Below are 21,896 nucleotides of genomic sequence, written 5' to 3'. Positions count from 1 at the left end.
AAATGACTAAACAAAATTTATATATCGATTTAAACGTAATACAAACTGTACCATCGTCGAATATTAATCGTGACGATATTGGGGCGCCCAAAACAGCACTTTATGGTGGGGTGACTCGAGCACGGGTTTCTTCTCAAAGTTGGAAAAGGGCAATACGCCAGTCTTTTAAGAAAGATAACATAGGGCTCGGCTTCCGGACCAAAAAGATTGCCGAACTTTTAGCAATTGAAATACAGAATACGGACCCATCTTTGGAAGAAGAACTGGCATTGAAACGGGCTATAAGTGTTTTAAGTGCTATCGGAATTAATTTTGATGGAAGTAAATCAAAGGAATTGTTATTTGTAACTCAAGGTCAAGTTTCAAGATTAGCAAGATATGCCATTGATAATGGTGATGAATTAGCTAAAAGTAAAGTTAAAATTAAAGTGAAAAATTTGATTGAAGAGCAATTTCAGTATGACCATACTTTGGATTTAGCATTATTTGGGCGGATGATTGCAGCTGATCCTAAATTAAATGTAGAGGCATCATCACAAGTTGCACATGCGATTTCAACGCATGAAGTTATCCCTGAATTTGATTACTTTACGGCCTTGGACGACCTGCAAACGGATGATAGTACTGGTGCGGCAATGTTAGGTGTTGTTAATTTTAATTCAGCCACTTTATATCGCTATGCCAATTTAAATGTATGCGCACTAGCAGAAAAACTTGTTAAAGAAGATTTGCTTAATGGTGTAGAGGCATTTGTTAGAGATTTTATATTATCTATGCCGACTGGGAAACAAAATACATTTGCTAACAAGACTTTACCAAGTTATGTAATGATTACAATTAGACGAGATACACCGGTTAATTTAGTATCTGCTTTTGAGAACCCCGTCGTTTCCAGCACTGGTTTTGTTGGCCCATCGATTAGGAAACTTGAGGAAGAGTATTTAGCAACGCAACAGTTTGTTAATCCACCAATTTCAAACTTGGTTTTAAGTAAAACTGACTCTCAAGTCGGTGACCAGGTAATTAATCTCTCTGAACTTTTAGAGCAGGTCACAGCGGCGTTATCAAAGGTGGTCCAGGATGAAAATATTAACAGTTAAGTTAACAGCGCCATTACAGTCTTATGGTAACGAGGCGACATTTTCACGGCGTACAACTAGTCGTTATCCAACTAAAAGCGCAGTTGTTGGAATGATTGCTGCGGCCTTGGGATATCGGCGTACCGACAAACGTATTTTGATGCTCAATGACTTAAGCTTTGCGGTTAGAGCTGATCAGGTTGGTCCAACGCTGACTGACTTCCAAACTGTTGAGTGGAAACAGAACGAGCGAAAAATAACATATCGAGATTATATTCAAGATGCTGTTTTTGTGGCAGCTATCGGTAGTGATGATGCACAATTGGTTGAAAAAATTAACGATGCTTTACATCATCCTCGGTTTCCATTGTTTTTAGGTCGTCGCTCCAACGCGCCAGCAGGTGTTCTAAAAACTAGTGAATTTTCGGACGACTCACCAGTGACGGTTTTAAAAAAAATGGTATGGCAAGCAACTCCCAGGTACCAAAGAAAACGAGAAGTTCAATCGTTAGAAATTGTGGCTGATGCGAATTTAATAACGGGTGCGCAGGGGTCAATGATTAAAGATCAGGTGGTTTCTTTTGATCAGCGTGACCGACGTCATGGGTTTAGAGCGATTGCGAAAACTAAAGTTTATATCAGTGATCTAGAAAAGTTATCCGTTTAAAAAGCAGCTTTTTAAACAGAACACGAAATGATGGAATTATTCTAGAAAGGGGCAAGTATGTATTTATCAAGAGTAGAAATTGATGTTAGTGATCGGCATAAGACCAGTGGTTTAGCCCATTTGGGTGCTTTTCATAATTGGGTTGAGCAAAGTTTTCCTGAAGAAATAGCTGCAGGAAAACGTAAGCGACATTTATGGCGGATTGATAAGTTGGCCGGGAAAAAGTATCTATTGGTATTGAGCGAATCAGTACCAGATCTTAAATTATTTACAAAGTATGGCATTGCTGAGACAGCAATAACGAAATCGTACGATCATTTCCTAGATAGCATTCGAGAAGGGCAATTGATGCAATTTCGTTTGACTGCTAATCCGACCTATACCGTTAGTCAGCCCGGTCAAAAGCAGGGACGAATCTTTCCGCATGTCACAATTGAACAACAATGTCAGTGGTTAGTAAAGCGTGCTGAAAAGTCAGGTTTCCAATTGGTAGAACAAGAAATGGTTGACGTTCCGGGCGCACCGACAGCTAAGGACTTTAAGATTATTAGTCGCGATCATCCGATGCTACACCGAAAGGCTGGACGTGGTGTTCGCCTTAGCCGGGTTACTTTTGAAGGCATGTTGCGAGTAGCTAATGTAGCTGACTTTAAGCAAACCTTGACTAAGGGATTGGGACGTGAAAAGGCTTTTGGTATGGGACTGATGACGGTCATTCCGGAGGCGTAGTATGGTTAAACAAGTGGGTGCTAAAAAGCCAGAACGCTATGAGTTAGGGCGAGTTCGTGATCGATTGACTTTCTTATATTTAGAACATGCTAAGTTAAACCGGCAAGATAGTGCGATTCAAGTTACCGATTATCGTGGAATTGTTTACGTTCCAGCAGCAATTCTTAGTGTTTTGATGCTTGGTCCAGGGGTTGATGTAACGCATCGGGCAATGGAATTAATTGGTGAATCCGGATTAGGCGTTGTTTGGGTTGGTGAATATGGTGTGCGGCAGTATGCGTATGGTCGTTCATTGAATCACTCATCAGCACTGCTTGAAGCCCAAGCTCGGTTAGTCTCAAATAATCGTTCAAGACTCGCGGTTGCTAGGCAAATGTATCAGATGCGTTTTCCTAATGACGATGTTTCAAAGTTGACCATGCAACAGTTGCGAGGTAGAGAAGGGGCTAGAGTGCGGCAAGTTTATCTTGATCAATCACGAAAAACAGGTGTGGCTTGGGAACGGCGCGAGTATAATCCGGATAACTTTGAGGCCGGAACGCCAATCAACAAAGCGTTAACTGTGGCGCATCAAGCGCTCTATGGGTTGAGTTATAGTGTTATTGCGGCGCTAGGGGCCTCTACTGGTCTTGGCTTTGTGCATACTGGTCATGATTTATCGTTTGTGTATGATTTTGCTGATTTGTATAAGGCGGACTTTTCGATTCCAGTCGCATTTACAGTTACGGCTAAATATAGTGATGATCCTGATATTGCATCGAGGACACGGCTAGCGATGCGCGATAGTTTTGTTGATGGGAAGCTGATTGTTCGGATGGTCAAGGACTTGAAAACACTTCTAGGTATGCCAGCGGCTGATAATGAGGCTGAAACGATTAGCCTGTGGGATGATCGGATGGGATTGCAAAAGTTTGGTGTTCAATATAAAGACTTGCAAGAAGATGAGCACTCATGATCGTAATTACTTTGACGAAGGTTCCTAGGTCGTTGCGAGGCGATTTAACCAAATGGTATCAAGAAATTCAAACGGGTGTTTATGTTGGTAGTGTTAGTGCTCGTATTCGTGATTTACTATGGGATCGAATTATGAAAAATATCGGTCGTGGTGAAGCGACTATGGTCTATAACTCAAACAACGAACTTGGATATCAATTTAGAACAACGCGACAAGACCGTGAAGTTGTTAGTTTTGATGGTATTCCCCTGATGATGTATTTAAATGTGTCAAAAGGTGAGGTTAAGCATGGATTTAGTAATGCGGCGAAGTTTCACCGAGCTAGGGTTATGACGCGAAGATCCGCTGCTAAAGTGCAGGTATCAGGTGAATCCAGGGTTACGTTAGTTAGTCTTGATCTTGAAACAACCGGGTTAAAGACGACTGAAGATGAGATTATATCAATTGGAGCAGTTAGACAGTCAAAAGATGGTCAGATTGAGCCTTTCTACCAGTTGATAAAGACTGAAAAAGCCGTTCCGGAAAAGATTGAAAGATTAACTGGAATCAACTCTGGAATGCTGCGTTCAAAAGGAATTGGTTTAGAGTCAGGATTAAAGATGCTACAAGAATTCGTGGGCGAACTGCCAATTATTGGCTATAATTTACGGTTTGACGAGGCTTTTCTAACTAATGGATTTAGAAAAGTTGAGCAGTCAGACTTATCTAATCAAATGATAGACTTGAAGCCAATAGTTAAAGAAGCCAATCGATTTCTTGATGGCTACCAATTGAAGACGGTATTGTCTGAATATAATGTGAAAAATGATAAGCCACATAATTCGTTATCAGATGCAAAGGCAACACTTGAGTTAGCGAGCAAACTGATTGAAAATGGTGTTTTGAAAATTTAAGAACCGCGGTATGACGGCGATCTTTTAATGTATTCCCCACACACGTAGGGATGATCCTGAATGGCAGTTAAACGATTGCATCATCGACATGTATTCCCCACACACGTAGGGATGATCCCCGGAATGGCACCTCACGCAACGCTAGGCCGGTGTATTCCCCACACACGTAGGATGATCCTGGGACTAGCCAGCGGTATAGCAAAGGGAGTCTGGTATTCCCCACATACGTAGGGATGATCGTGACATGTGTCGCGAATATATTCTATATAAATGTTATGGAAAAGACTTTCCTAGCATTTATTAAGTTGTAACGGCAAAATGAGCATATTTACAATTGTTAAAACGGTGTATGATAGGTGCAGAGTGTATTAAAAGTCAACGTAAAGCGAGGGAGTTGTGATGCAAGTTAAATTGGACGATGTGATGGAAGCGGTCGAAATGGCCAATGACGAAAGTCGTTATTACTACAATAAGGTGACTGGTGAGGTAGCAATGGTCATGTTAGATGCGGACAGCGATGAGATTGAGGCGCACTTTGATCAATATCTCAGTTTACCTTCTAAGTATGACATCAATGATTACCACATTATGGAAGCCTTTATTTGGCAATTACCGGATGGCAAACAGCAAGCCCAACTTACACGCAGCATTAGTGGGCGTGGGGCGTTTCGTTATTTTCGTGATCGACTCGCTGACTTTGGCATGACGGATCAGTGGTATCGCTTCCGTGATGCAGCTTATCGGAATATTGCGATTGAGTGGTGTCAGGACAATCAGATTATGGTTGTTAAATGACTGCTGATGAAATCTTTCAAGCGATTCAGGCCGACCCACAAAATCAACGCTTTACGGCAAATGGCATTCAACCGCTCTATCATATTGAGCCGCACGCTAAGATTTTATTAATCAGCCAAGCGCCCAGTCGTCGAGCGCAAGAGAAACTAACATTTTGGGATGATGCGAGTGGGGATCGCTTGCGAGCATGGTTAGGAGTAACCAAAGCGCAGTTTTATCAGTCTGGGCAGTTTGCGGTGTTACCATTGGACTTTTACTATCCTGGAAAGCGGCCACATGGCGGCGATTTACCACCGCGGAAAGACTTCGCGGCAAAATGGCATGCGCCATTATTAAAGTTAATGCCAGAGATTCAGTTGACCATTTTAATCGGCCAATACGCGCAAAAGGCCTATTTAAACCGACCACCGCGGACGCTTACGGCAACGATTCAACAGTATCAAAGTTATCTGCCAACGTACTTTCCGCTAGTCCATCCTTCACCGCTAAATTATGGGTGGTTGAAGCAGCATCCCTGGTTTCTGGAAACGGTAGTACCGGAGTTACAACAACGGATTGCCACGATTATGGCTAATGATTAGCAATTTTAAAGGCGCCCAAGCAAGGCTCGATGTATGAGTCTTGCTTGAGCGCCAGTTTTATTAGGCTATTTTTTTCGTTGCGGTCGAACAACCGTCAAAAAGTCGGCTAACGGCTGTGGATCAGTTAATTGCCGATTGCATTGGGCACTATCACGACAAATGTAATTGCCCTTTTTAGTGTAGGTTCCCAGTCCAGACGATTTGGTTGTTGATAAGAATAGGGCGACATTTCCGATTGTTTGGCAAATCGCACAAACACCTTTGACCGTTTGTGGTGCGAGTTCACCTTGAATCCCAATTAAGCGGCCTTGATAGGGGGCAACGAGGTATTTCTTTTGGCTACCACCATCATTCCAACCCAAGTAAGTCATTTCGTGTAAGTGCATCGCTGACCAGCTAGGTTGTTTCAGCTTTTTAACTTTCCGGAAGAGCTTTTCCAGTTGCTTGGACGTTAGTTGTGGAAACGGGATCACTAACGGCACTAGCGGTGCGATTAGTTTCGCCGCTTTCGCACGTGTGAGCCGCTCCGCTCGCAACTGAGTTACAAAAGTTTGGGCAACCGGTTCATCCATTGGCAAGAGTGGGGTAATGCGGTCGAGAATTTTAGCCAAGACCGCTGCCAACACTTGTTTATCATTAACGGAAAGCTCCGCACTGACGAGGTCGTCAACTTGCTGGGTGATGTAATTGTATTGATAGGTGGTAATAGTTGGTTTCATAAATAAAGTTCCTTTCAGATTCAAACTAGACACTTCTCTGAAAGGTCGAGCAGAAAAGTGTCGCTAGCAGGCAGCACTTTTCCGTACTAATAACGATGCCATCATCGTTGATCATCTCCTTATTTCGCCATTGTGGCCGAATGGTTAGTAGTATACAAGAAAGTGAAATACTTGGCAACTTTGAATAACCAAAGCGATGAATGTTTCACGTGAAACATTCGGGGTTAATTAAATTAGACTAATGAAGGCCTCTCATATTAGACTTTACTGATTGAACGATATGTGTGTTTGAACTAAGATTAATGATAAATGGAGGAGGAGTAACAAATGAAAGTCAAACGACTATTAGTCATGTTTCTGGCAACGTTGGCGATAATGGTGAGTGGTTTGTTTTTAAAGCCAAACGATCAAAAGGCACAAGCGTCAGCGTATACCATTAAAACATTCCCCAAGCGGATACGGGGAACTTGGTATACTTATGACAACTATGATCATAAAATCATCCGTATTAAGATTTCAACACGAAAAATGTCAGATGGTAAGTATACCAATCGGTTGCATTCACGTAAGACGACGGCTTATCCGAAACAGGGTGCTAAAATGAAACATCCAAGTTGGATTATTGGGCGCAATTTTACCTACAAAGGGGAACATTGGACGCAAACTTATGGCTGGTATCAGAGTGCCGGGGATGGGGATTACTATCGTAAAGTGACACATCGAATTCACGGGAAAAAGGTTCAGCTGTTACAAATGGCCGGTGGTGCAGGTATTTGGACGGATGGGTATGGCTATCATTCTAAAAGAGCTGCTAAAGCCAATGCTAAGCGTTGGTTTAAAGGTGATCGGCACTATCAATTGTAGTCAAAAAAGTAGACTTCGGGCAAAATTTGTCTGAAGTCTACTTTTTGAGTTGTGACTATCGTCTTATTTTAATAACCGATCCAACATCGCATTTCCAGCCTGTAAATCCTCATCCAAATAATGCTTCGAGCGAATTCGCATCGGGTCACCGCCATGATAATATTCATACATTAACTGACGTTGGCCGAAACCAGAACTACTTAAATCAAATGCTAAATTCAATAATTTCGACCGTTCCCGTGAATCAGCTCGTGACGTCGTCAATGCTTGATCCAAGATTGGCCCATTGTCGCCAGCGAATTCTTCAAAACCGGGAACACCGACCATTGAGCCCGCAGCTAAGTGTTGAATGACCCGCAATGCTTCATCATAAAAGGCGGGTAAACTAGCGCGAACGGCTAATAAAGCTTGTAAGTTCGGGGTGTATATCCCAAATTCGTCTAGTTGGCCTTCATCTTCGGATCGGGCAATCGTGCCTTTGATCAGTTCCAAGTGAGCCGTCAAACTACCAAGCTTTTCTTGAACACCTAAAAAGCCATCTAAGCCTAACGTATGGGCAACACGAATCGCCAAACTAGTGGCGAATTCCAACTTGGTAATCCCGCGAACTTCATCTTGGTGCGAGGTGTGCCCAAAAATCCCGGATTCGATGAAGAAGCGGTTACTCATGTCGGTGTCGTTTTCAACGAAGACTTTTTCCCATGGAATGAAGACCTGGTCAAAGACGACATAGGCATCAATCTCATCTAAAGCGTTGCTTAGTGGATAATCGTCTTCGGTATAGCCGGGATGATCGAGTAACTTCCGACAAATAATCTTAACGCCGGGTGTATTCAATGGGGTAGCAAAAGCAACGGCATAACTAGTATCGCCTTTTTCCAACAATAATTCCGGTGGATTGAAGATCAATAAGTCATCTGCAATTGGCGCCATGGTATTCACCATTTTGGCGCCAGAAACCACAATGCCGTCAGCGCGGCGTTCAACGGTATGCACCCCGGTGTAACCGCTAGGAATCTGATTAATCGGTTTAGTGCGGTCTAATTGTGGATTTTGCAGGGCATGACTGATAAAAATGTCATTTGCCTTAATCCATTCAGCATAGTGTTTCGCATTGACAGCGAAATCAGTCCATTTGTTATGCCCCAAGAAGGCATAGCGTTCCGCTAAGATACCCATCCCGGTGGCTAAAAAGTCTGGGGTGCGACCTAGCATTCCGTTATTGGTTTGCGCAATTTCCTGATAGGCCTGATGCTTTTGCCGCAAATCAGCCACATTGCGTGGTACTTTGTAGGCAATGTCGTAGTTGTGGCCATTTTCTTGGTAAGTGTGAACTGCTGGATGGGTCTTTTGCAGGGTATAGTATTGGTTATTCAACGCGAGCGTTTTCCGAAAAATCGGTATTTCAGAAACCTGAATTAGCTTGCCATTTAAATAAACGGCACGTCCATCGTCGAGTTGTTCGATCGTGTGCATGTGAAAGTCCCCCTAACTGGTTATCAGTTTCACTATAACAGATATCTATCATGAATAAAGCGGTTTCTTAAAAATAGTTAAGCGTGGTTTACTAGCTGACTTTGCAAACTGGGTGCTGGCAAGTAGCATGTTATGATAGATAGGGTACATAGCAGTTATTTTATTTAAGACAGGCGGGATATTATGCAATCAATTACAGCGGGCATTATCGCCCATGTCGATGCCGGTAAAACAACGTTATCTGAAGCGTTGCTGTATCGAGCCGGGACGCTTCGACAATTGGGTCGCGTTGATAAAGGGGATGCTTTTTTAGATCCCGATGATTTGGAAAAGCAACGCGGGATTACCATTTTTTCGCATCAGGCGAATTTAAGCTATCAAGATCTCAAGTTAACGTTACTAGATACTCCGGGACACGTGGATTTTGCATCGCAAACGGAGCAAGTTTTAAGTGTGCTCGATTATGCGATTTTAGTCGTTTCGGCGACTGATGGTGTTCAAGGGTACACACGGACTTTATGGCGGTTATTGGCACATTATCACGTGCCAACGTTCATTTTTGTGAATAAGATGGATGTTCCGGGAACCAATCAGGCGGCCCTGTTAACGCAACTACAGACAGAGTTGTCGGCCGGGTGCGTGGCTTTTGACGCGACGCTGTCCGCTGAGACGATCGAAACGATGGCGATGCAAGACGACACGATTTTAGAACAGTATTTAGAGACTGGTGAATTGACGGCAGCTACCATTAAGCAACTGATTCAGCAACGAGCTGTATTTCCATGTTACTTCGGTGCGGCGCTCAAGGTGGATGGAGTCGATGACTTGCTAGCAGGACTGGCCCAGTGGACTGAGCCAACGCCCGTTAAATCAACATTCGGGGCGCGGGTCTTCAAGGTGTCATATGACGATGCAGGGACCCGGTTGACCTGGTTGCGTGTTACGGGTGGCGAATTGAAAACGAAGGGGTATCTCCTTGATAATCAGCAAATTAATCAAATTCGCGTTTATAACGGTTCAAAATTTCAAATTGTGCCGACTTTAACGGCTGATGACGTGGCGGCGATTCCTAATTTGACAGACACGCATCCGGGGCGAGGACTAGGGATTGAACCTGATGCAGCGATGCCGGTGATTCAACCCGTCTTGAATTATACGGTTGATCCCAAAGACAATGATCTGCATCACTGTCTAACCATCTTGCAACAGTTAGCGGATGAAGACCCACAACTGCACGTGGTCTGGTCAGCGGAATTACAAGAAATTCGGTTACAGATTATGGGAAAGGTCCAATTAGAGATCTTGCAGCAACGTCTCCAGACGCAATTTCAGTTAGACATTGGCTTTGGTGAGGGGAGTATTTTATATAAAGAAACCATTACCCAAGCAGTGGAAGGCGTCGGTCATTTTGAGCCGTTGCGCCATTATTCAGAAGTACATTTACTCCTGCAACCGACTGCACCGGGTAGTGGACTGACGTTTGCAGCTGATTGTCCGTTAGAAGTATTGGGTCGCAATTGGCAACATCAAGTGTTGTCGAATTTGCAGGCGAAGGATCAACTGGGGGTGTTAGTTGGCGCCCCGTTAACGGATGTGAAGCTAACGCTCGTAACAGGGCGCGCCAGCAATGTACACTCGGTCGGCGGTGACTTTCGGGAAGCCACCTGGCGGGCGGTACGGCAAGGTTTAATGATGCTGAAAGCCCAACAGGCGTGCCAGTTACTAGAGCCATGGTATCGATTCCGCTTAGAGGTGGGCCAGGCTCAAGTTGGTCGGGCAATGACGGATATTCAACGGATGCAAGGTAGCTTTGAAGGTCCAGAGCCAGCTGCTAACGGCAGTGACTTAGTTGTATTGACTGGGACGGCACCGGTGGCTGAGATGCAGGATTATTCGCAATCGGTCAATGCTTATACGCATGGACAGGGCCAACTAGAATGCTTGATTGATGGTTATCGGCCTTGTCACAACGCTGAAGAAGTGGTAGCAGCCCAAGCGTATCAACCGGTTGCTGATTTAGAAAATACGCCAGATTCGGTCTTTTGTGCGCATGGTGCTGGTTATCCCGTGCCTTGGGATCAAGTGCCGACAATGGCGCATGTGCCGTATGTTTATACCGCGGCCGAGTTAGCTGAATTATAGAAATGTTGGTCGTACTATAAATGTAATACCAACTGAAAATGACCTCATCCTACTAGCACGAGTGTTGGATGAAGTCATTTTTAGTTAAGAGAAACTAATAGTCAATCGTTTTCCTAAAGCAAATGCAATTTTTGATAGGGTATCAAAAGAAGTGTTAGCACCACGTTCAATTCTAGTGATAGTTGATTGAGGTACAGCCGCTTTGTCTGCAAGTTCTTGTTGCGTCAGTCCAGCAGCTTCACGAGCCTTCATCAGTGCTGCTGCGCTGGCTAATTTTGAATATTCATTATCGAAATCCTTCTTAAATGCAGGATCTTTTAAGGCGTTTTTCAAATAACTATTAAAATTAATGCTGGTCATGGTTGTGCTCCTTCCAATATTCGGCTCTGATTTCTAAGGCATGTTGTATTTCGTGTGAGGGTGTCTTTTGTGTTTTTTTAGTGAAACCATGTGTAATTTGATAATTTGTCCCAGTTACATGAAAGTTCAGGCCGCGCTGAATATTATTGCCAGTTTTTGATCGTAGTTCAAATAAGTTATCATCTATTCTTTTAATCCATTTCATCTTTCTAGCTACGATTAATCCTTGGTCCTGCACATTGGCAATATTTGCGACTAACTTGGCGCGATCTTTTTCTGGGAGAGTTTGTAGAAACTCGATAAATTCAGTGTGACCATTTGGTCGTTGGTAGAATTCGAACGCTGGCTTTTTCATAGCCTGATTATATCGTATATAGGAGTAAATACCATTATATGATATTGAAGCTTGGTTATATCAACTGCTTATTCGGAAATAAATTAGAAAAGGAAAAGCTATCAAGGGTAGATATAATTATTGGTTGCGTGGTTACTAACTGGTGACATTTTTTGCGAATAAGCAACGTGCAAACGTTTAAGAATCATCGTGGCTGTGGTTGGATTAAGCGTTTGTCCAGTCTCAGCGTATTGGTTGTTGAAGGTTTAAGTCTGGCTACACGACCAAAGTAGCTAACAAATCAGCTTGAACGCCAAATTGGTAAGCACTTTGTAGCGTAGCGTTTTCGGGTAGTGGTAGGGCTTGTTTAGCTTGATTAAAGAAAGTCAGCGCTTTCATTTTTGTGGCCGCCAAATAAGTAGTTGGTGCTATAATAATATTAATATGGGAGTTTGCAGGCGAGTCCCAAACTAAATTTTTGCCGTTGACGAAAGGTTATTTATGCGAATTAATGTTTTGCAACATACGCCAGATGAAGGCCCGGGGATGATTGCTGATTGGGCAACACGACACGGGCATGCACTCTATATCTACCATCCTTACCAGTTCGGTCAATTACCAACCGCCGCCCAAACGGATCTGTTGGTGATTTTAGGTGGGCCGATGAGTCCTAACGATGACTTGCCCTGGATCAGGCAAGAACGTGACTTAATTAAAGCGTTAATGGCGACCGATACGCCGATATTTGGGGCTTGCTTCGGTGCCCAACAGATTACGAAAACGCTGGGTTATCCAATCACCAAAGCGCCAGCTAAAGAAGTCGGCTGGGCGCCCGTGTATCGACAAGCAACGGTGATTCCAGATCTGCCCGCCACGCTCAACGTGCTGCACTGGCATGAAGAGATGTTTACGATTCCGGCTGCAGCCACGTTACTATTTTCGAGTGAAGCCGTTTGTAATCAAGGGTTCGTACTGGGACACCGAATTGTTGGTCTCCAGTTTCATCTGGAACCCCAAGTGACCAATGTGCGGGAGATGGTCGTCAATGACCATGCGTATATTGCCGGCTCTGTTTTAGGGCAGACTGCTGCTGATATTTTAGCGGCGCCGATTCCCGAAGCGACGCAAACCACGTTATTTAAAATTTTAGATTATCTGACCAATTAGACCATAAATGAAAGTCGAAGGTGTTGTAAGATGGATAATGCTGCTGCGATGGAATTAATGATTAAGTTAGCGGGGGTGCATCCCGCGGTTTATCGGAAGTTAGTGGTGCCACTGTCGATTCGTTATGACCAGCTACACGTTTTGATTCAACTTGCTTTTGGGTGGGAAAACTACCATTTGTATGGGTTTCATTTGAAAGGACAAGCCCGGCAATATGTTCCCGCATTAACGGGAATGGGCTTTGATGATGATGAAATTCTGACCACCCAAGCCTATGTTTATCCCGACTTATTGCAGACGGATATCGTCTATACTTATGATTTCGGAGCAACTTGGGAACATTTGATTTCGTTGAACAAGATCATTACCTTTGCGGACCTACCAGGCACGGCGCTTCCAAGTTGTGTCACTTATCGTGGTAACAATATTCCTGAAGACGCCACTTACGATGAAGAGACTGGTAAAGTCTTGCCAGAACCTGAAAAATTCGACAAAGCAGCCTTGAACAAGAAATTGTGGTTATGGTCCCGGGCTGGTGAACAGATGGTGCATACAGAGAACTTGGGCCTAGCGCCAATTAGTGAATTGAACGAAGACTTTTAGGGTTTAGATGACGTTGATCAGCGTAAATTGCTGGTGAACGTCCTTTTTATATTTGCCTTAAAGTCCACTTGAAGGGGTAAGCTAGGGTTAGCAATTAACTTTACTAGCTCAGTCGCGTTGAAACGGCTACACTAAAGGTATCTAGTGAGTCATTAGGAGGAAAAAAGTATGAAAACAGCAGTCTTTGCCGAACCAGGAAAAATGGTCGTTCAAGAGTTACCGAAACCAACGATCAAGAATCCGACTGATGCCGTCTTAAAAATCGTCCGGGCGTGTGTTTGTGGGTCAGATTTGTGGTGGTATCGTGGTATCTCTAAGCGGGCTTTAAATTCACCAGTTGGCCATGAAGCCATTGGGATTGTCGAGTCAGTCGGGAGTGCCGTGACCAACGTTCAACCAGGCGATTTTGTGATTGCCCCGTTTACGCACGGTTGTGGGCACTGTGCCGCTTGTTTAGCCGGCTTTGATGGTGATTGCTTGAATCCAACCGATGATGAAATCGTTGGTTATCAAGGTGAATACTTACGCTTTAAGCAGGCAGATTGGGCCTTAGTCAAGATTCCGGGACAACCCGCTGATTATACGGATGATCAGCTCAATGACTTATTGACCTTATCCGATGTCATGGCAACCGGCTATCATGCCGCTAAGAGTGCGGAAGTTAAAGCGGGTGACACGGTCGTCGTCATGGGCGATGGTGCCGTTGGTCTGTGCGGCGTGCTATCAGCGCATTTACTAGGTGCTAAACGCATTATTGCCATGAGTCGGCATGCCGATCGTCAAGCGCTAGCCAAGGCGTTTGGCGCAACGGATATTATTGCCGAACGTGGTGATGATGCCGTAAAGCGGGTGCAAGCGTTGACGGCTGGTGCCGGTGCCGATGCAGTCTTAGAATGTGTGGGGACCGAACTTTCAGTGGATACGGCGGTTAAAGTTGGTCGTCCCGGGGCAGTCGTTGGCCGGGTCGGCGTGCCACAAAAGGCTGAAATGAATACCAACAACTTATTCTGGAAAAATATCGGTCTGCGCGGTGGGATTGCTTCCGTCACGACTGATGATCGGGCCGTCTTATTGGATGCTGTGCTAAAGGGTGACATTCATCCCGGCAAGGTCTTCACCAAACGGTTCACTTTGGACCAAATTCAGGCGGCTTACGAAGCGATGGATCAACGCGAAGCCATTAAATCATTATTAGTTATCAGTGACTAAAGGTCGTATTAAAGGCGCTGTCTAGGGAAAATCAACCTAGGCAACGCCTTTTTTAATGCTGATAAATAAAAACCAGTTGAGCTGCCGTTGAACGGGTCGCGTCAAATCGATAATCTGGATGATCAAAGGCTTTGACACCGTCTAGTTCAGTTATCTGATTCTCAGCCAAATAGCGAACCATCGCCCCGCGGGCCATCTTAGCTAGCGTGGCTTTAGTCTTGAGCTTGCCATCGATCAGACTCCCGAAGACGACGGTGACAAATGCTTGTTGTGGCTGTAAATATGGGGTAATGGCTTTAGCGTATTCTTGTGACGCTAAGTTGAGGATCGGTTCGGTGGGACCAGCTAACGCTTGGTAAAGTAAGTCACCCCAAAAGGCATACAAGTTAGGGGCATCGTTGACCGCGAGCTTAGCCTGCATCTCTAGTCGGTAAGGGACGATGCCATCAAAGGGACGTAGGATCCCATAAAAGCCCGATAAAATACGCAAGTTTGCTTGAATATAAGCCAAGGCTGGTTCGGTGAAAATATCAGGCGCCATATATTGGTACTGAATGCCGCTGTAACTCAAAATCGCGGGCGTTAATTGGCGATTGAGGTCCAGCTTCTGCAACCAAGCGTAGTTCGGTTGGGCGAGTTTATCGCTGCAGTGCCAGAGGGCTTTTGCTGCTGGATAGCTAAGTTGTCGTAATTGAGCTAAGAGCTGAGTTGTTTGGGCTAGGTACTGTGGCAAGTCTTGATAGGCCAATGAGTCGGGATCGACGAGCATCTTTTTAGCGGGGGCGATGATGATTTTCATTAAGAATTAACCAGCTTTCTGACAAGATAATAGTGTTATCGTAGCATAGTTTGCCGGTCACAGCGACTAACTCATTTAATGAATTTGTGAATTAATAGTTAAGGTGTTAGATGTGAGAATCCTACAGTTTGGGTTCGCAATTTGTGTGGTTTTTACCTCTTACGAAGCACCGAATGTAAGCGCTACAATATAGCTGTACTTGAGGTTAACCGGTCGACCGAAAAAGTTTTAAATTGATGATTTAGCAATTATTTTCACAAAAAATTAAGTTGTTAAAGGAGTCTGTGATCATGAAGGATTTTAAGAATAAAGTAATGTTCATCACTGGCGCGGCCCATGGCTTTGGCCAAGTTATCGCTGAAGAAGGGGCTAAGCGCGGCATGAAGTTAGCCTTAGTCGATATGGATGAAGATGCCTTAAAGGACACCTATCAAGCCGCGATCGACGCTGGCACGGAAGCCATGATGATTGGTGCCGATGTCACGAAGGAAGCTGATGTTGACGCGGCCGTTGACAAAGCCATGGCTAAGTTTGGTCAGATTGACTTATTGATCAACAACGCTGGGATCGCTTTACCAGGTCGGATGTGGGAATTACCAACCCGGGATTGGGAATGGATCATGCATGTTAACTTGATGAGTCAAGTTTACGCGATGCAACGGGTTATCCCAATTATGATGAAACAAAAGACCCACGGGGATATCTTAAATGTCGCTTCAATTGCCGGCTTAGTTGACACTCCCGGAATGCCGTCATACCACGCTAGCAAGTTTGCTTCCGTTGGGATGACTGAAGCCACCGCTTATGATTTACAGCGGGCTAAGGCTGATATTAGCATGCACGTCATGTGCCCAGGCTTTGTTCAGACGGACTTGTACCATACTGAAAATCATCGTCCAGCTCAATATACCGATAAGAGTGACCCGTACTATCAAAGCGAAGCCTATTTAAAGGGGCAGCAGTTTGCGAAGTATGTCATTACTAATGGGAAACCAATCGATTCAATCGCTGACACGGTCTTCAAAGCCTTGGAAGACAATCGTTTCTACATCTTGACCCATCCAGAATTCAACCCATTGATTGCTGATCGGGTTCACCGGATCGTCAACGATGGCGCACCAGATGTCAGTGTTATGAACGGAATTATGTAGTTACGGCTAATTACAAAGGAGTGTTAAATTATGGCTAGTTATGTTGTAAGTAATGATGATGTCAAGAATTTCTTGAATTTACCAAGTATGAACGACCAGCAAGGGTTAGGCTTCGCATATGCGACCGATGAAGCTGTCTTGAAGAAGTTGATTCCAGCGCCATTGAAGCTCATGGCTCCAGTTGTTTGCGGTTATGTTGTTCATATGGGCAAGCCAACTTTCGGCGGTCCTTACCTTGAATTAAACCTCTTTGCCTTAGTTAGCTACAAAGATAAGATGATGGGTGCCTATCCAATCTCACTCTTGTTACATGGCCCAGGTGCTGAAAGCGGCATGATTGCTGGCCGTGAAGGCGCTGGGATTCCTAAGAAGTTGGCTGACGCAATGGAATTACGTCGTAACGACAACTCCGCTACAGCGACCGTTGAACGTCATGGTAAGACCTTGTTGAAGGTTGACTGGACCGCTGGTGAATTGAACGATCCATCAATTATGAAGCAATTTGCTGGGCAATTGGCTTTAGGTAAGGAAGCTGAAATGAATAGTTTCTTCTATACCTATGACATTGACCAACATGAAGATGGTTCTAACCACTTTAACAATGTTGAATTGGTTGCGACCCAATTGCGTTCATTAGCAGATCAAGTTGAACCAGGGAACTTATCGATTGAATTACAATCTACTGATGACGATCCATTTGGTGAATTAAAAGTCTTGAAGCCATTAGGCGCGGCTTGGTTCCACTTCGATACTTCCATTATGTTCAATACCTTGAAGCTTGAAAAAGTCGATACTGATGAAACAATGCCTAAGCTCTTAACCGGCCGTTACGACCGTGGCTTCTTCAACCCGAAAGCAACGTCATATAAAATTTAAGACCCAGATTTGAAAACGAGGTAATTAATATGGCAACGATGACTAAAAAATTAGGTAATAATGATTTAGCTGATGTGATGTTCAATCGGCATTCAGTTCGGGATTTCGATCCAGCCGTTAAAATCGACCGTGATGAAATTCAAGAAATGCTATCAGAAGCAGCGACTGCGCCATCAGCCTGCAACTTGCAGTCTTGGCACTTCGTGGTAATTGATACGCCCGAAGCGAAGGAAAAGTTCAAGAAGGCCGTTATGCCATTCAACTATCCACAAGTTGATAAAGCATCAGCGATTGTCTTCATCGCTGGGGACACTCAATCCCACTTGGTTTATCGGGATGTTTGGAATAAGGTTTATAAAGATGGTAACATCACCAAGGAACGTTTGGACCAGATTTTGGGGACCTTCTTACCATTATATGAAAAAGCCACTCCAGAATTTTTGAAGTTTGATGCGACGATGGACTGCTCCATCGTTGGCGCTCAACTCTTGTTGATTGCCCGGGCTCATGGTTATGACGCCAATGCCTTTTCTGGCATCGACTTTGAACACATGATTCCAACTTTGGGCTTAGATCCTAAGCGCTTCGTGCCAATCATGGGGATTGCTTTAGGGAAAGCCGCATCAGAACCATTGCATACGCAACGGTATGATACGAAGACCCAGACCGAATTCCTCTAAATTAAGGGTTCATCATTTCCCACTTGAATAAATATGAAAGTCCACCGTCCCAACTAAATGTTGGCGGTGGACTTTTATTGTCACTTTCATCTTTACAATAACGCTTTCATTCCTTATGATTGAGGTGTGTGATTTGGGTTGCCGCCTGCCGGTTGGTTCCTAAAACGCTGGAACGCCATGGGTCATTTTGAAGCCCTGAAAATCGGTCTTCAAAACTGACCTTGGCCTAAGTCCGAGCAGACCACTCGCACTAAGGCCAACGACACGGCTGAGCATTTTAGGAACCAACCTTTCGGCTAAATTTACTGGTTGAACTAAATAATCAGCAATTTCTGATTAACGACGGGCGGGCCAGAATTGGCTCAGTGGTGTCGTTTATCTTGGTCGGTGATTTTCCGACTTAGATAAAGCCCGGTTTTCGAGACCGTTCTGTGGCTCGAAAACGCGGCCACCACGTTCCAGCCGATTCTGGACCAACCAGAGTGGCAGGCGGCAATTATGATGAGTATCAAGTATGCAAACAGTGTTTTGATGATTCAAAAATCGTACTAAGATTTAGACGTTTGCGGGGGATGAATGATGCGACTTAAGCAATTAGTACAACAGTTAGCTACGACCTTTGACCTAACGTTGGCACCTAGCTTTGCGGCGGGGACGACGGAGATTGAACAAGCACAACTAGGAAATAATGACGTCCGGCAGTTTCAAGAACATGTTTTATTCTTGAATTTGGTGACGGCGCATCAAGTGAAGTTAAGTTATTACGATCAAGGTCAGCTGCGCCGGATTGGAGTGCTCCAATTGACCGTGCCGAAAAAGGTGGCGGTTGGGTTGGAGAACCAGCTGATGCAAGTTTTGTTCAAGATTGGGGAGTGGTTAGCACCCGTTCAAACCGTGCAACTGACGATTAATCAACTTGCCATTGATGCCATTACGGCTGATTTTGATACGGTGTTGGATCAGACGGTCCAATTACTTAAAAATCCGGTAGCGATTATTGATTTGAATGGTCAGATCTTGTCGCGCTCACATACAACGCAGATTAATGGGGCCAGTATTAGTGCGGCGGTCGAGCAAAATCAAATTGGTCGGTGGTTATTGGAACATGGCTTTGCCCCAGGAAAACGCGACTTCTTGACCCAGATCTATGTGGCTCAAGATAATTTAGCATCGGGGCCGATGCTGATCGCACCGCTGGCTCATCAAGGGGAACCGCTGGGGTATTTAGTGATGCCGGCGATTAAAACGCCTCTGAATGCGAGCCATGCGTTACTGATTGGTGGCCTCAGTCAAGTACTGGCGGGGTCGCTGGTCAAAAACCAGATTATGCCGACTGCGGAGTCACAACGGGATCGCTTGATTAATGTACTATTAACGGAGCGTCAAAGTACGACATTTGCCGCACAATTTTCAGAACAACATGCCACCTTACCAGATGCGATGGTGATCATTAAATGCGAACCGTTAGCGGGGCAATCGGCACGGGTCTTGCAACAGCGACTGCAATATTTATTAGCCCCACAATTTTCACAGGTCCTGGTTTCGGTCTATCAGCATAATTGTTTAGCATTGGTAAGCTTATCGCTGGCGACATATAATAGTCCTGATTTTAAAGAACGACTGACCCAAACTGCGAATCATACTGATTGCCGGTTGATTGTGTCGAATTTCTATCAACGGCCGGAAGATACGTTTGCGGCGTATACGGTGTGCACCCGGACAGCCAAGCTGCGGACGTACCATGATCGAGTTGTTTTTTGCGAAGACGAGTTTTTTAATTTATCGTTGGCGCGGGTTAACCATATTGAGATTTTGCCATTTTTTATTAACCCGGCCTTAAAAGTATTGATTGCGTACGATGCTAAGAATCGAACGAACTTGGTGCCAACGTTGGATGCGTATCTGGAAGCCACTTGTAACTTGACGCGCACGGCGAAAGAACTCTATGTTCATCCCAATACGTTGCGGAATCGCTTAAAGCATATTTCGAAGATTACGGGGTGTGATTTACGGGATGCGGAGACTTGTTTTAAGCTTGCTTCGGGGTTTAAATTGCGGCGGTTCTTGGTGAAAAATAATTATCAATCGACGTTGCCGTTGCCAAAAGAAGATCCACAACCGGCGGCGCGGCATTGATGAGTTAGGGTGAAAGGGATGATGAGGATGCAAGTTAAAACCGGTATGATACCATTTCAAAAGTTTCAGACGGCGTATCGGGTAGTTGGTGATTTAACGACTGGGATAACGCCATTACTATTATTACATGGTGGCCCAGGTTCAACGCATAATTACTTTGAGGCGTTTGATCAATTGGCAGCTGAGACGGGCCGACCTGTCGTGATGTACGATCAGCTTGGCTGTGGCGAATCATCGCTACCCAGTGACCCCAGTTGGTATCGGGCCGAAAATTGGTTAGCGGAACTGCAAACCGTTCGTGATTATTTGGGATTGGATCGGATGCATTTATTAGGTCAGTCGTGGGGCGGGATGTTAGCGATTATGTATTTGTGTGATCAACGGCCTCAAGGCATTCAGAGCCTAATTCTAGCCAGCACCTTGTCATCGGCACAACTCTGGGCTCAGGAGCAACATCGTTTAATCAGCTATTTATCACCAGTGGATCAAGCGGCGATTGCGACCGCAGAGGTGACGGGTGAGTTTACGGGGGCCGCTTATGTGACTGCCAACCGGCACTATATGGCACAACATGCAGCTGGTCCGGTGACGGCGGCGTCACCAGCGTATTTACAGCGGCCTAAAATTAGCGGCAGCTTGGCATATCAAACTGCGTGGGGTCCTAACGAATATTGTCCGACCGGGAACCTGAAAGCTTATGATTATACCGCGGCCTTAGCACAAGTGACAGTCCCAACCTTAGTGACAAGTGGGACGAATGATTTATGTACGCCTTTAGTGGCGAAAACGATGGTTGACCAATTACCAAACGCTGAATGGGCGTTATTTGCGCACAGTCGCCATATGGCCTTTATTGATGAACCGGTGGCTTACTTTGACCAGCTCAAACATTGGTTAGCGGCGCATGACTGAAAAATATCGATAAAAAAAGACAATCTCGCGTTCTACTCGAGATTGTCATGATGAGGTGCGGCGACCTTCAGAATGCTTGCGCACCGATCGCGTACCCCCATCGTGGTTTGGCACCGTGAGTATTATCGCACGGTTGGTTGTTGAAAGTCAAACTGCAAAGAGTTGTCAGCTAATCACTGGCAACTTTTTTAGACTAATCGAACGTGTGATAGTTACTTTGATATAGCCGATAATAGTTCTTCGGCGTAATCTTGAAAAGGTAATGGGTCGTTTTTTTACCATAGCTCAAGTAATTTTCGCTGTGGGGGAAGTCCCATTTCACTAAGTTCTGTTGGTTGATCGCAAAGGCCTTTTTAACGGTAACGGTGCGATGCGCTGGGACGATAACGGCTTTGTGCCGGTCAGCTAGCTGATAAAGGTAGCCATCGAACTCACCGCCATCAGTGTCAGCGACGAGGCGGGTGAACTTGAAGCGAAAGGCTTGGTTCGTTCGGTTAGTAATCCGCAGATTGAAGTAGTTGCGCGCGTGCGGACCAATCGTGTAGTGACCGTGTTTCGTTTTGTAAAGTTGGAGTTTCGTAATCACGTTGTCGGTGTTCCAGTTGTGGGTCACTTGGCTGAAGTCTTTGATGGTGCTGGCTTGAGCTGGTTTAGCAATGATTGTGGTCAACATGAGACCTGCTAATAGGGTTGTACTCAGTAATAAGTGCTTTTTTGATAATAATGGCATGTGCATCGCTCCCTCGTAAGGCTAAGTATAGCGATGTGA

The 21,896-nt window shown here is 44.8% G+C and carries 24 protein-coding genes; 17 read left to right on the top strand and 7 right to left on the bottom strand.

The window, feature by feature from the left end; all coding sequences use genetic code 11:
* The first annotated feature begins 2 nt into the window (after positions 1 to 2).
* The 7 genes from cas7e (at position 3) to FFM80_RS03920 (ending at position 5,699) form a co-directional block, all read left to right on the top strand.
* Complete coding sequence (cas7e, locus tag FFM80_RS03950) at positions 3 to 1,100, top strand: type I-E CRISPR-associated protein Cas7/Cse4/CasC (RefSeq protein WP_137639603.1); 1,098 nt, start codon at positions 3 to 5, stop codon at positions 1,098 to 1,100.
* The gene (cas5e, locus tag FFM80_RS03945; RefSeq protein WP_137639602.1) at positions 1,081 to 1,746 is read left to right on the top strand and encodes a type I-E CRISPR-associated protein Cas5/CasD; all 666 of its coding nucleotides are present in this window, start codon (positions 1,081 to 1,083) and stop codon (positions 1,744 to 1,746) included. The genes cas7e and cas5e overlap by 20 nt, the downstream gene beginning before the upstream one ends.
* Before the next feature lie 57 nt (positions 1,747 to 1,803).
* Entirely contained in the window at positions 1,804 to 2,475 is a 672-nt protein-coding gene (gene cas6e / locus FFM80_RS03940) for a type I-E CRISPR-associated protein Cas6/Cse3/CasE (RefSeq protein ID WP_137639601.1), read from the top strand.
* A gap of 1 nt (position 2,476) precedes the next feature.
* Positions 2,477 to 3,430 (top strand): type I-E CRISPR-associated endonuclease Cas1e, encoded by a 954-nt coding sequence (gene cas1e, locus FFM80_RS03935; protein ID WP_137639600.1) that lies wholly within the window; start codon positions 2,477 to 2,479, stop codon positions 3,428 to 3,430.
* Positions 3,427 to 4,323: a type I-E CRISPR-associated endoribonuclease Cas2e gene (cas2e, locus tag FFM80_RS03930; protein WP_137639599.1), complete on the top strand. Its 897-nt coding sequence runs from the start codon at positions 3,427 to 3,429 to the stop codon at positions 4,321 to 4,323. The genes cas1e and cas2e overlap by 4 nt, the downstream gene beginning before the upstream one ends.
* Before the next feature lie 399 nt (positions 4,324 to 4,722).
* Positions 4,723 to 5,118 carry a UPF0158 family protein gene (locus tag FFM80_RS03925; RefSeq protein WP_137639598.1) on the top strand — a complete coding sequence of 132 codons (396 nt, stop codon included), beginning with the start codon at positions 4,723 to 4,725 and terminating at the stop codon, positions 5,116 to 5,118.
* Positions 5,115 to 5,699 (top strand): uracil-DNA glycosylase family protein, encoded by a 585-nt coding sequence (locus tag FFM80_RS03920; RefSeq protein WP_137639597.1) that lies wholly within the window; start codon positions 5,115 to 5,117, stop codon positions 5,697 to 5,699. Before FFM80_RS03925 ends, FFM80_RS03920 begins: the two co-directional genes overlap by 4 nt.
* Before the next feature lie 65 nt (positions 5,700 to 5,764).
* Here the strand turns inward: FFM80_RS03920 and FFM80_RS03915 are convergent, their stop codons facing one another.
* Positions 5,765 to 6,418, bottom strand: coding sequence for a FusB/FusC family EF-G-binding protein (locus FFM80_RS03915; RefSeq protein WP_137639596.1), 654 nt, complete (start codon positions 6,416 to 6,418; stop codon positions 5,765 to 5,767).
* 327 nt (positions 6,419 to 6,745) lie between these two features.
* Here FFM80_RS03915 and FFM80_RS03910 point away from each other — a divergent pair, with 327 nt between their 5' ends.
* Entirely contained in the window at positions 6,746 to 7,282 is a 537-nt protein-coding gene (locus FFM80_RS03910; RefSeq protein WP_137639595.1) for a hypothetical protein, read from the top strand.
* A 63-nt stretch (positions 7,283 to 7,345) separates the two neighbouring features.
* Here the strand turns inward: FFM80_RS03910 and FFM80_RS03905 are convergent, their stop codons facing one another.
* Positions 7,346 to 8,758, bottom strand: coding sequence for a 4-hydroxyphenylacetate 3-hydroxylase N-terminal domain-containing protein (locus FFM80_RS03905; protein ID WP_137639594.1), 1,413 nt, complete (start codon positions 8,756 to 8,758; stop codon positions 7,346 to 7,348).
* 183 nt (positions 8,759 to 8,941) lie between these two features.
* Here FFM80_RS03905 and FFM80_RS03900 point away from each other — a divergent pair, with 183 nt between their 5' ends.
* Positions 8,942 to 10,900: an elongation factor G gene (locus tag FFM80_RS03900; RefSeq protein ID WP_137639593.1), complete on the top strand. Its 1,959-nt coding sequence runs from the start codon at positions 8,942 to 8,944 to the stop codon at positions 10,898 to 10,900.
* 84 nt (positions 10,901 to 10,984) lie between these two features.
* On the opposite strand, the gene FFM80_RS03895 is transcribed toward FFM80_RS03900, so the two are convergent.
* The 3 genes from FFM80_RS03895 to FFM80_RS14705 form a co-directional block, all read right to left on the bottom strand.
* Positions 10,985 to 11,260 carry a helix-turn-helix domain-containing protein gene (locus tag FFM80_RS03895; RefSeq protein WP_137639592.1) on the bottom strand — a complete coding sequence of 92 codons (276 nt, stop codon included), beginning with the start codon at positions 11,258 to 11,260 and terminating at the stop codon, positions 10,985 to 10,987.
* Complete coding sequence (locus FFM80_RS03890; protein WP_137639591.1) at positions 11,247 to 11,615, bottom strand: type II toxin-antitoxin system RelE/ParE family toxin; 369 nt, start codon at positions 11,613 to 11,615, stop codon at positions 11,247 to 11,249. The genes FFM80_RS03895 and FFM80_RS03890 overlap by 14 nt, the downstream gene beginning before the upstream one ends.
* Positions 11,616 to 11,870: 255 nt before the next feature.
* Positions 11,871 to 11,993 carry a hypothetical protein gene (locus FFM80_RS14705; RefSeq protein ID WP_263390479.1) on the bottom strand — a complete coding sequence of 41 codons (123 nt, stop codon included), beginning with the start codon at positions 11,991 to 11,993 and terminating at the stop codon, positions 11,871 to 11,873.
* 102 nt (positions 11,994 to 12,095) lie between these two features.
* On the opposite strand from FFM80_RS14705, the gene FFM80_RS03880 reads away from it, so the two are divergent.
* From FFM80_RS03880 to FFM80_RS03870, 3 genes are all read left to right on the top strand, one after another.
* Positions 12,096 to 12,761, top strand: a complete 666-nt coding sequence (locus FFM80_RS03880) for a type 1 glutamine amidotransferase (protein ID WP_137639590.1) — start codon at positions 12,096 to 12,098, stop codon at positions 12,759 to 12,761.
* A gap of 30 nt (positions 12,762 to 12,791) precedes the next feature.
* Complete coding sequence (locus FFM80_RS03875; protein WP_137639589.1) at positions 12,792 to 13,364, top strand: plasmid pRiA4b ORF-3 family protein; 573 nt, start codon at positions 12,792 to 12,794, stop codon at positions 13,362 to 13,364.
* A 168-nt stretch (positions 13,365 to 13,532) separates the two neighbouring features.
* Complete coding sequence (locus FFM80_RS03870; protein WP_137639588.1) at positions 13,533 to 14,573, top strand: zinc-dependent alcohol dehydrogenase family protein; 1,041 nt, start codon at positions 13,533 to 13,535, stop codon at positions 14,571 to 14,573.
* A gap of 52 nt (positions 14,574 to 14,625) precedes the next feature.
* On the opposite strand, the gene yaaA is transcribed toward FFM80_RS03870, so the two are convergent.
* A complete protein-coding gene (yaaA, locus tag FFM80_RS03865; protein WP_137639587.1) occupies positions 14,626 to 15,372 on the bottom strand; it encodes a peroxide stress protein YaaA in 747 nt (248 codons plus the stop codon).
* Positions 15,373 to 15,662: 290 nt separating this feature from the next.
* On the opposite strand from yaaA, the gene FFM80_RS03860 reads away from it, so the two are divergent.
* From FFM80_RS03860 to pepI, 5 genes are all read left to right on the top strand, one after another.
* On the top strand, positions 15,663 to 16,523 hold the full coding sequence (locus FFM80_RS03860; protein ID WP_137639586.1) for an SDR family NAD(P)-dependent oxidoreductase: 861 nt from the start codon (positions 15,663 to 15,665) through the stop codon (positions 16,521 to 16,523).
* Between the two features lie 30 nt (positions 16,524 to 16,553).
* Positions 16,554 to 17,399 (top strand): acetoacetate decarboxylase family protein, encoded by an 846-nt coding sequence (locus FFM80_RS03855; protein ID WP_137634297.1) that lies wholly within the window; start codon positions 16,554 to 16,556, stop codon positions 17,397 to 17,399.
* A gap of 29 nt (positions 17,400 to 17,428) precedes the next feature.
* A complete protein-coding gene (locus FFM80_RS03850) occupies positions 17,429 to 18,079 on the top strand; it encodes a nitroreductase family protein (protein WP_137639585.1) in 651 nt (216 codons plus the stop codon).
* A 579-nt stretch (positions 18,080 to 18,658) separates the two neighbouring features.
* Entirely contained in the window at positions 18,659 to 20,215 is a 1,557-nt protein-coding gene (locus FFM80_RS03845; RefSeq protein WP_137639584.1) for a PucR family transcriptional regulator, read from the top strand.
* 27 nt (positions 20,216 to 20,242) lie between these two features.
* Positions 20,243 to 21,127: a proline iminopeptidase gene (pepI, locus tag FFM80_RS03840; protein WP_137639583.1), complete on the top strand. Its 885-nt coding sequence runs from the start codon at positions 20,243 to 20,245 to the stop codon at positions 21,125 to 21,127.
* Between the two features lie 193 nt (positions 21,128 to 21,320).
* Here the strand turns inward: pepI and FFM80_RS03835 are convergent, their stop codons facing one another.
* The gene (locus tag FFM80_RS03835; RefSeq protein ID WP_137639582.1) at positions 21,321 to 21,857 is read right to left on the bottom strand and encodes a hypothetical protein; all 537 of its coding nucleotides are present in this window, start codon (positions 21,855 to 21,857) and stop codon (positions 21,321 to 21,323) included.
* Positions 21,858 to 21,896 lie beyond the last annotated feature (39 nt).

Source organism: Lactiplantibacillus dongliensis (assembly GCF_005405105.1).
Classification (GTDB): Bacteria; Bacillota; Bacilli; order Lactobacillales; family Lactobacillaceae; genus Lactiplantibacillus; species Lactiplantibacillus dongliensis.
The sequence above is the reverse complement of the archived record's forward strand: the minus strand, read 5'-3'. Positions and strand labels throughout refer to the sequence as shown.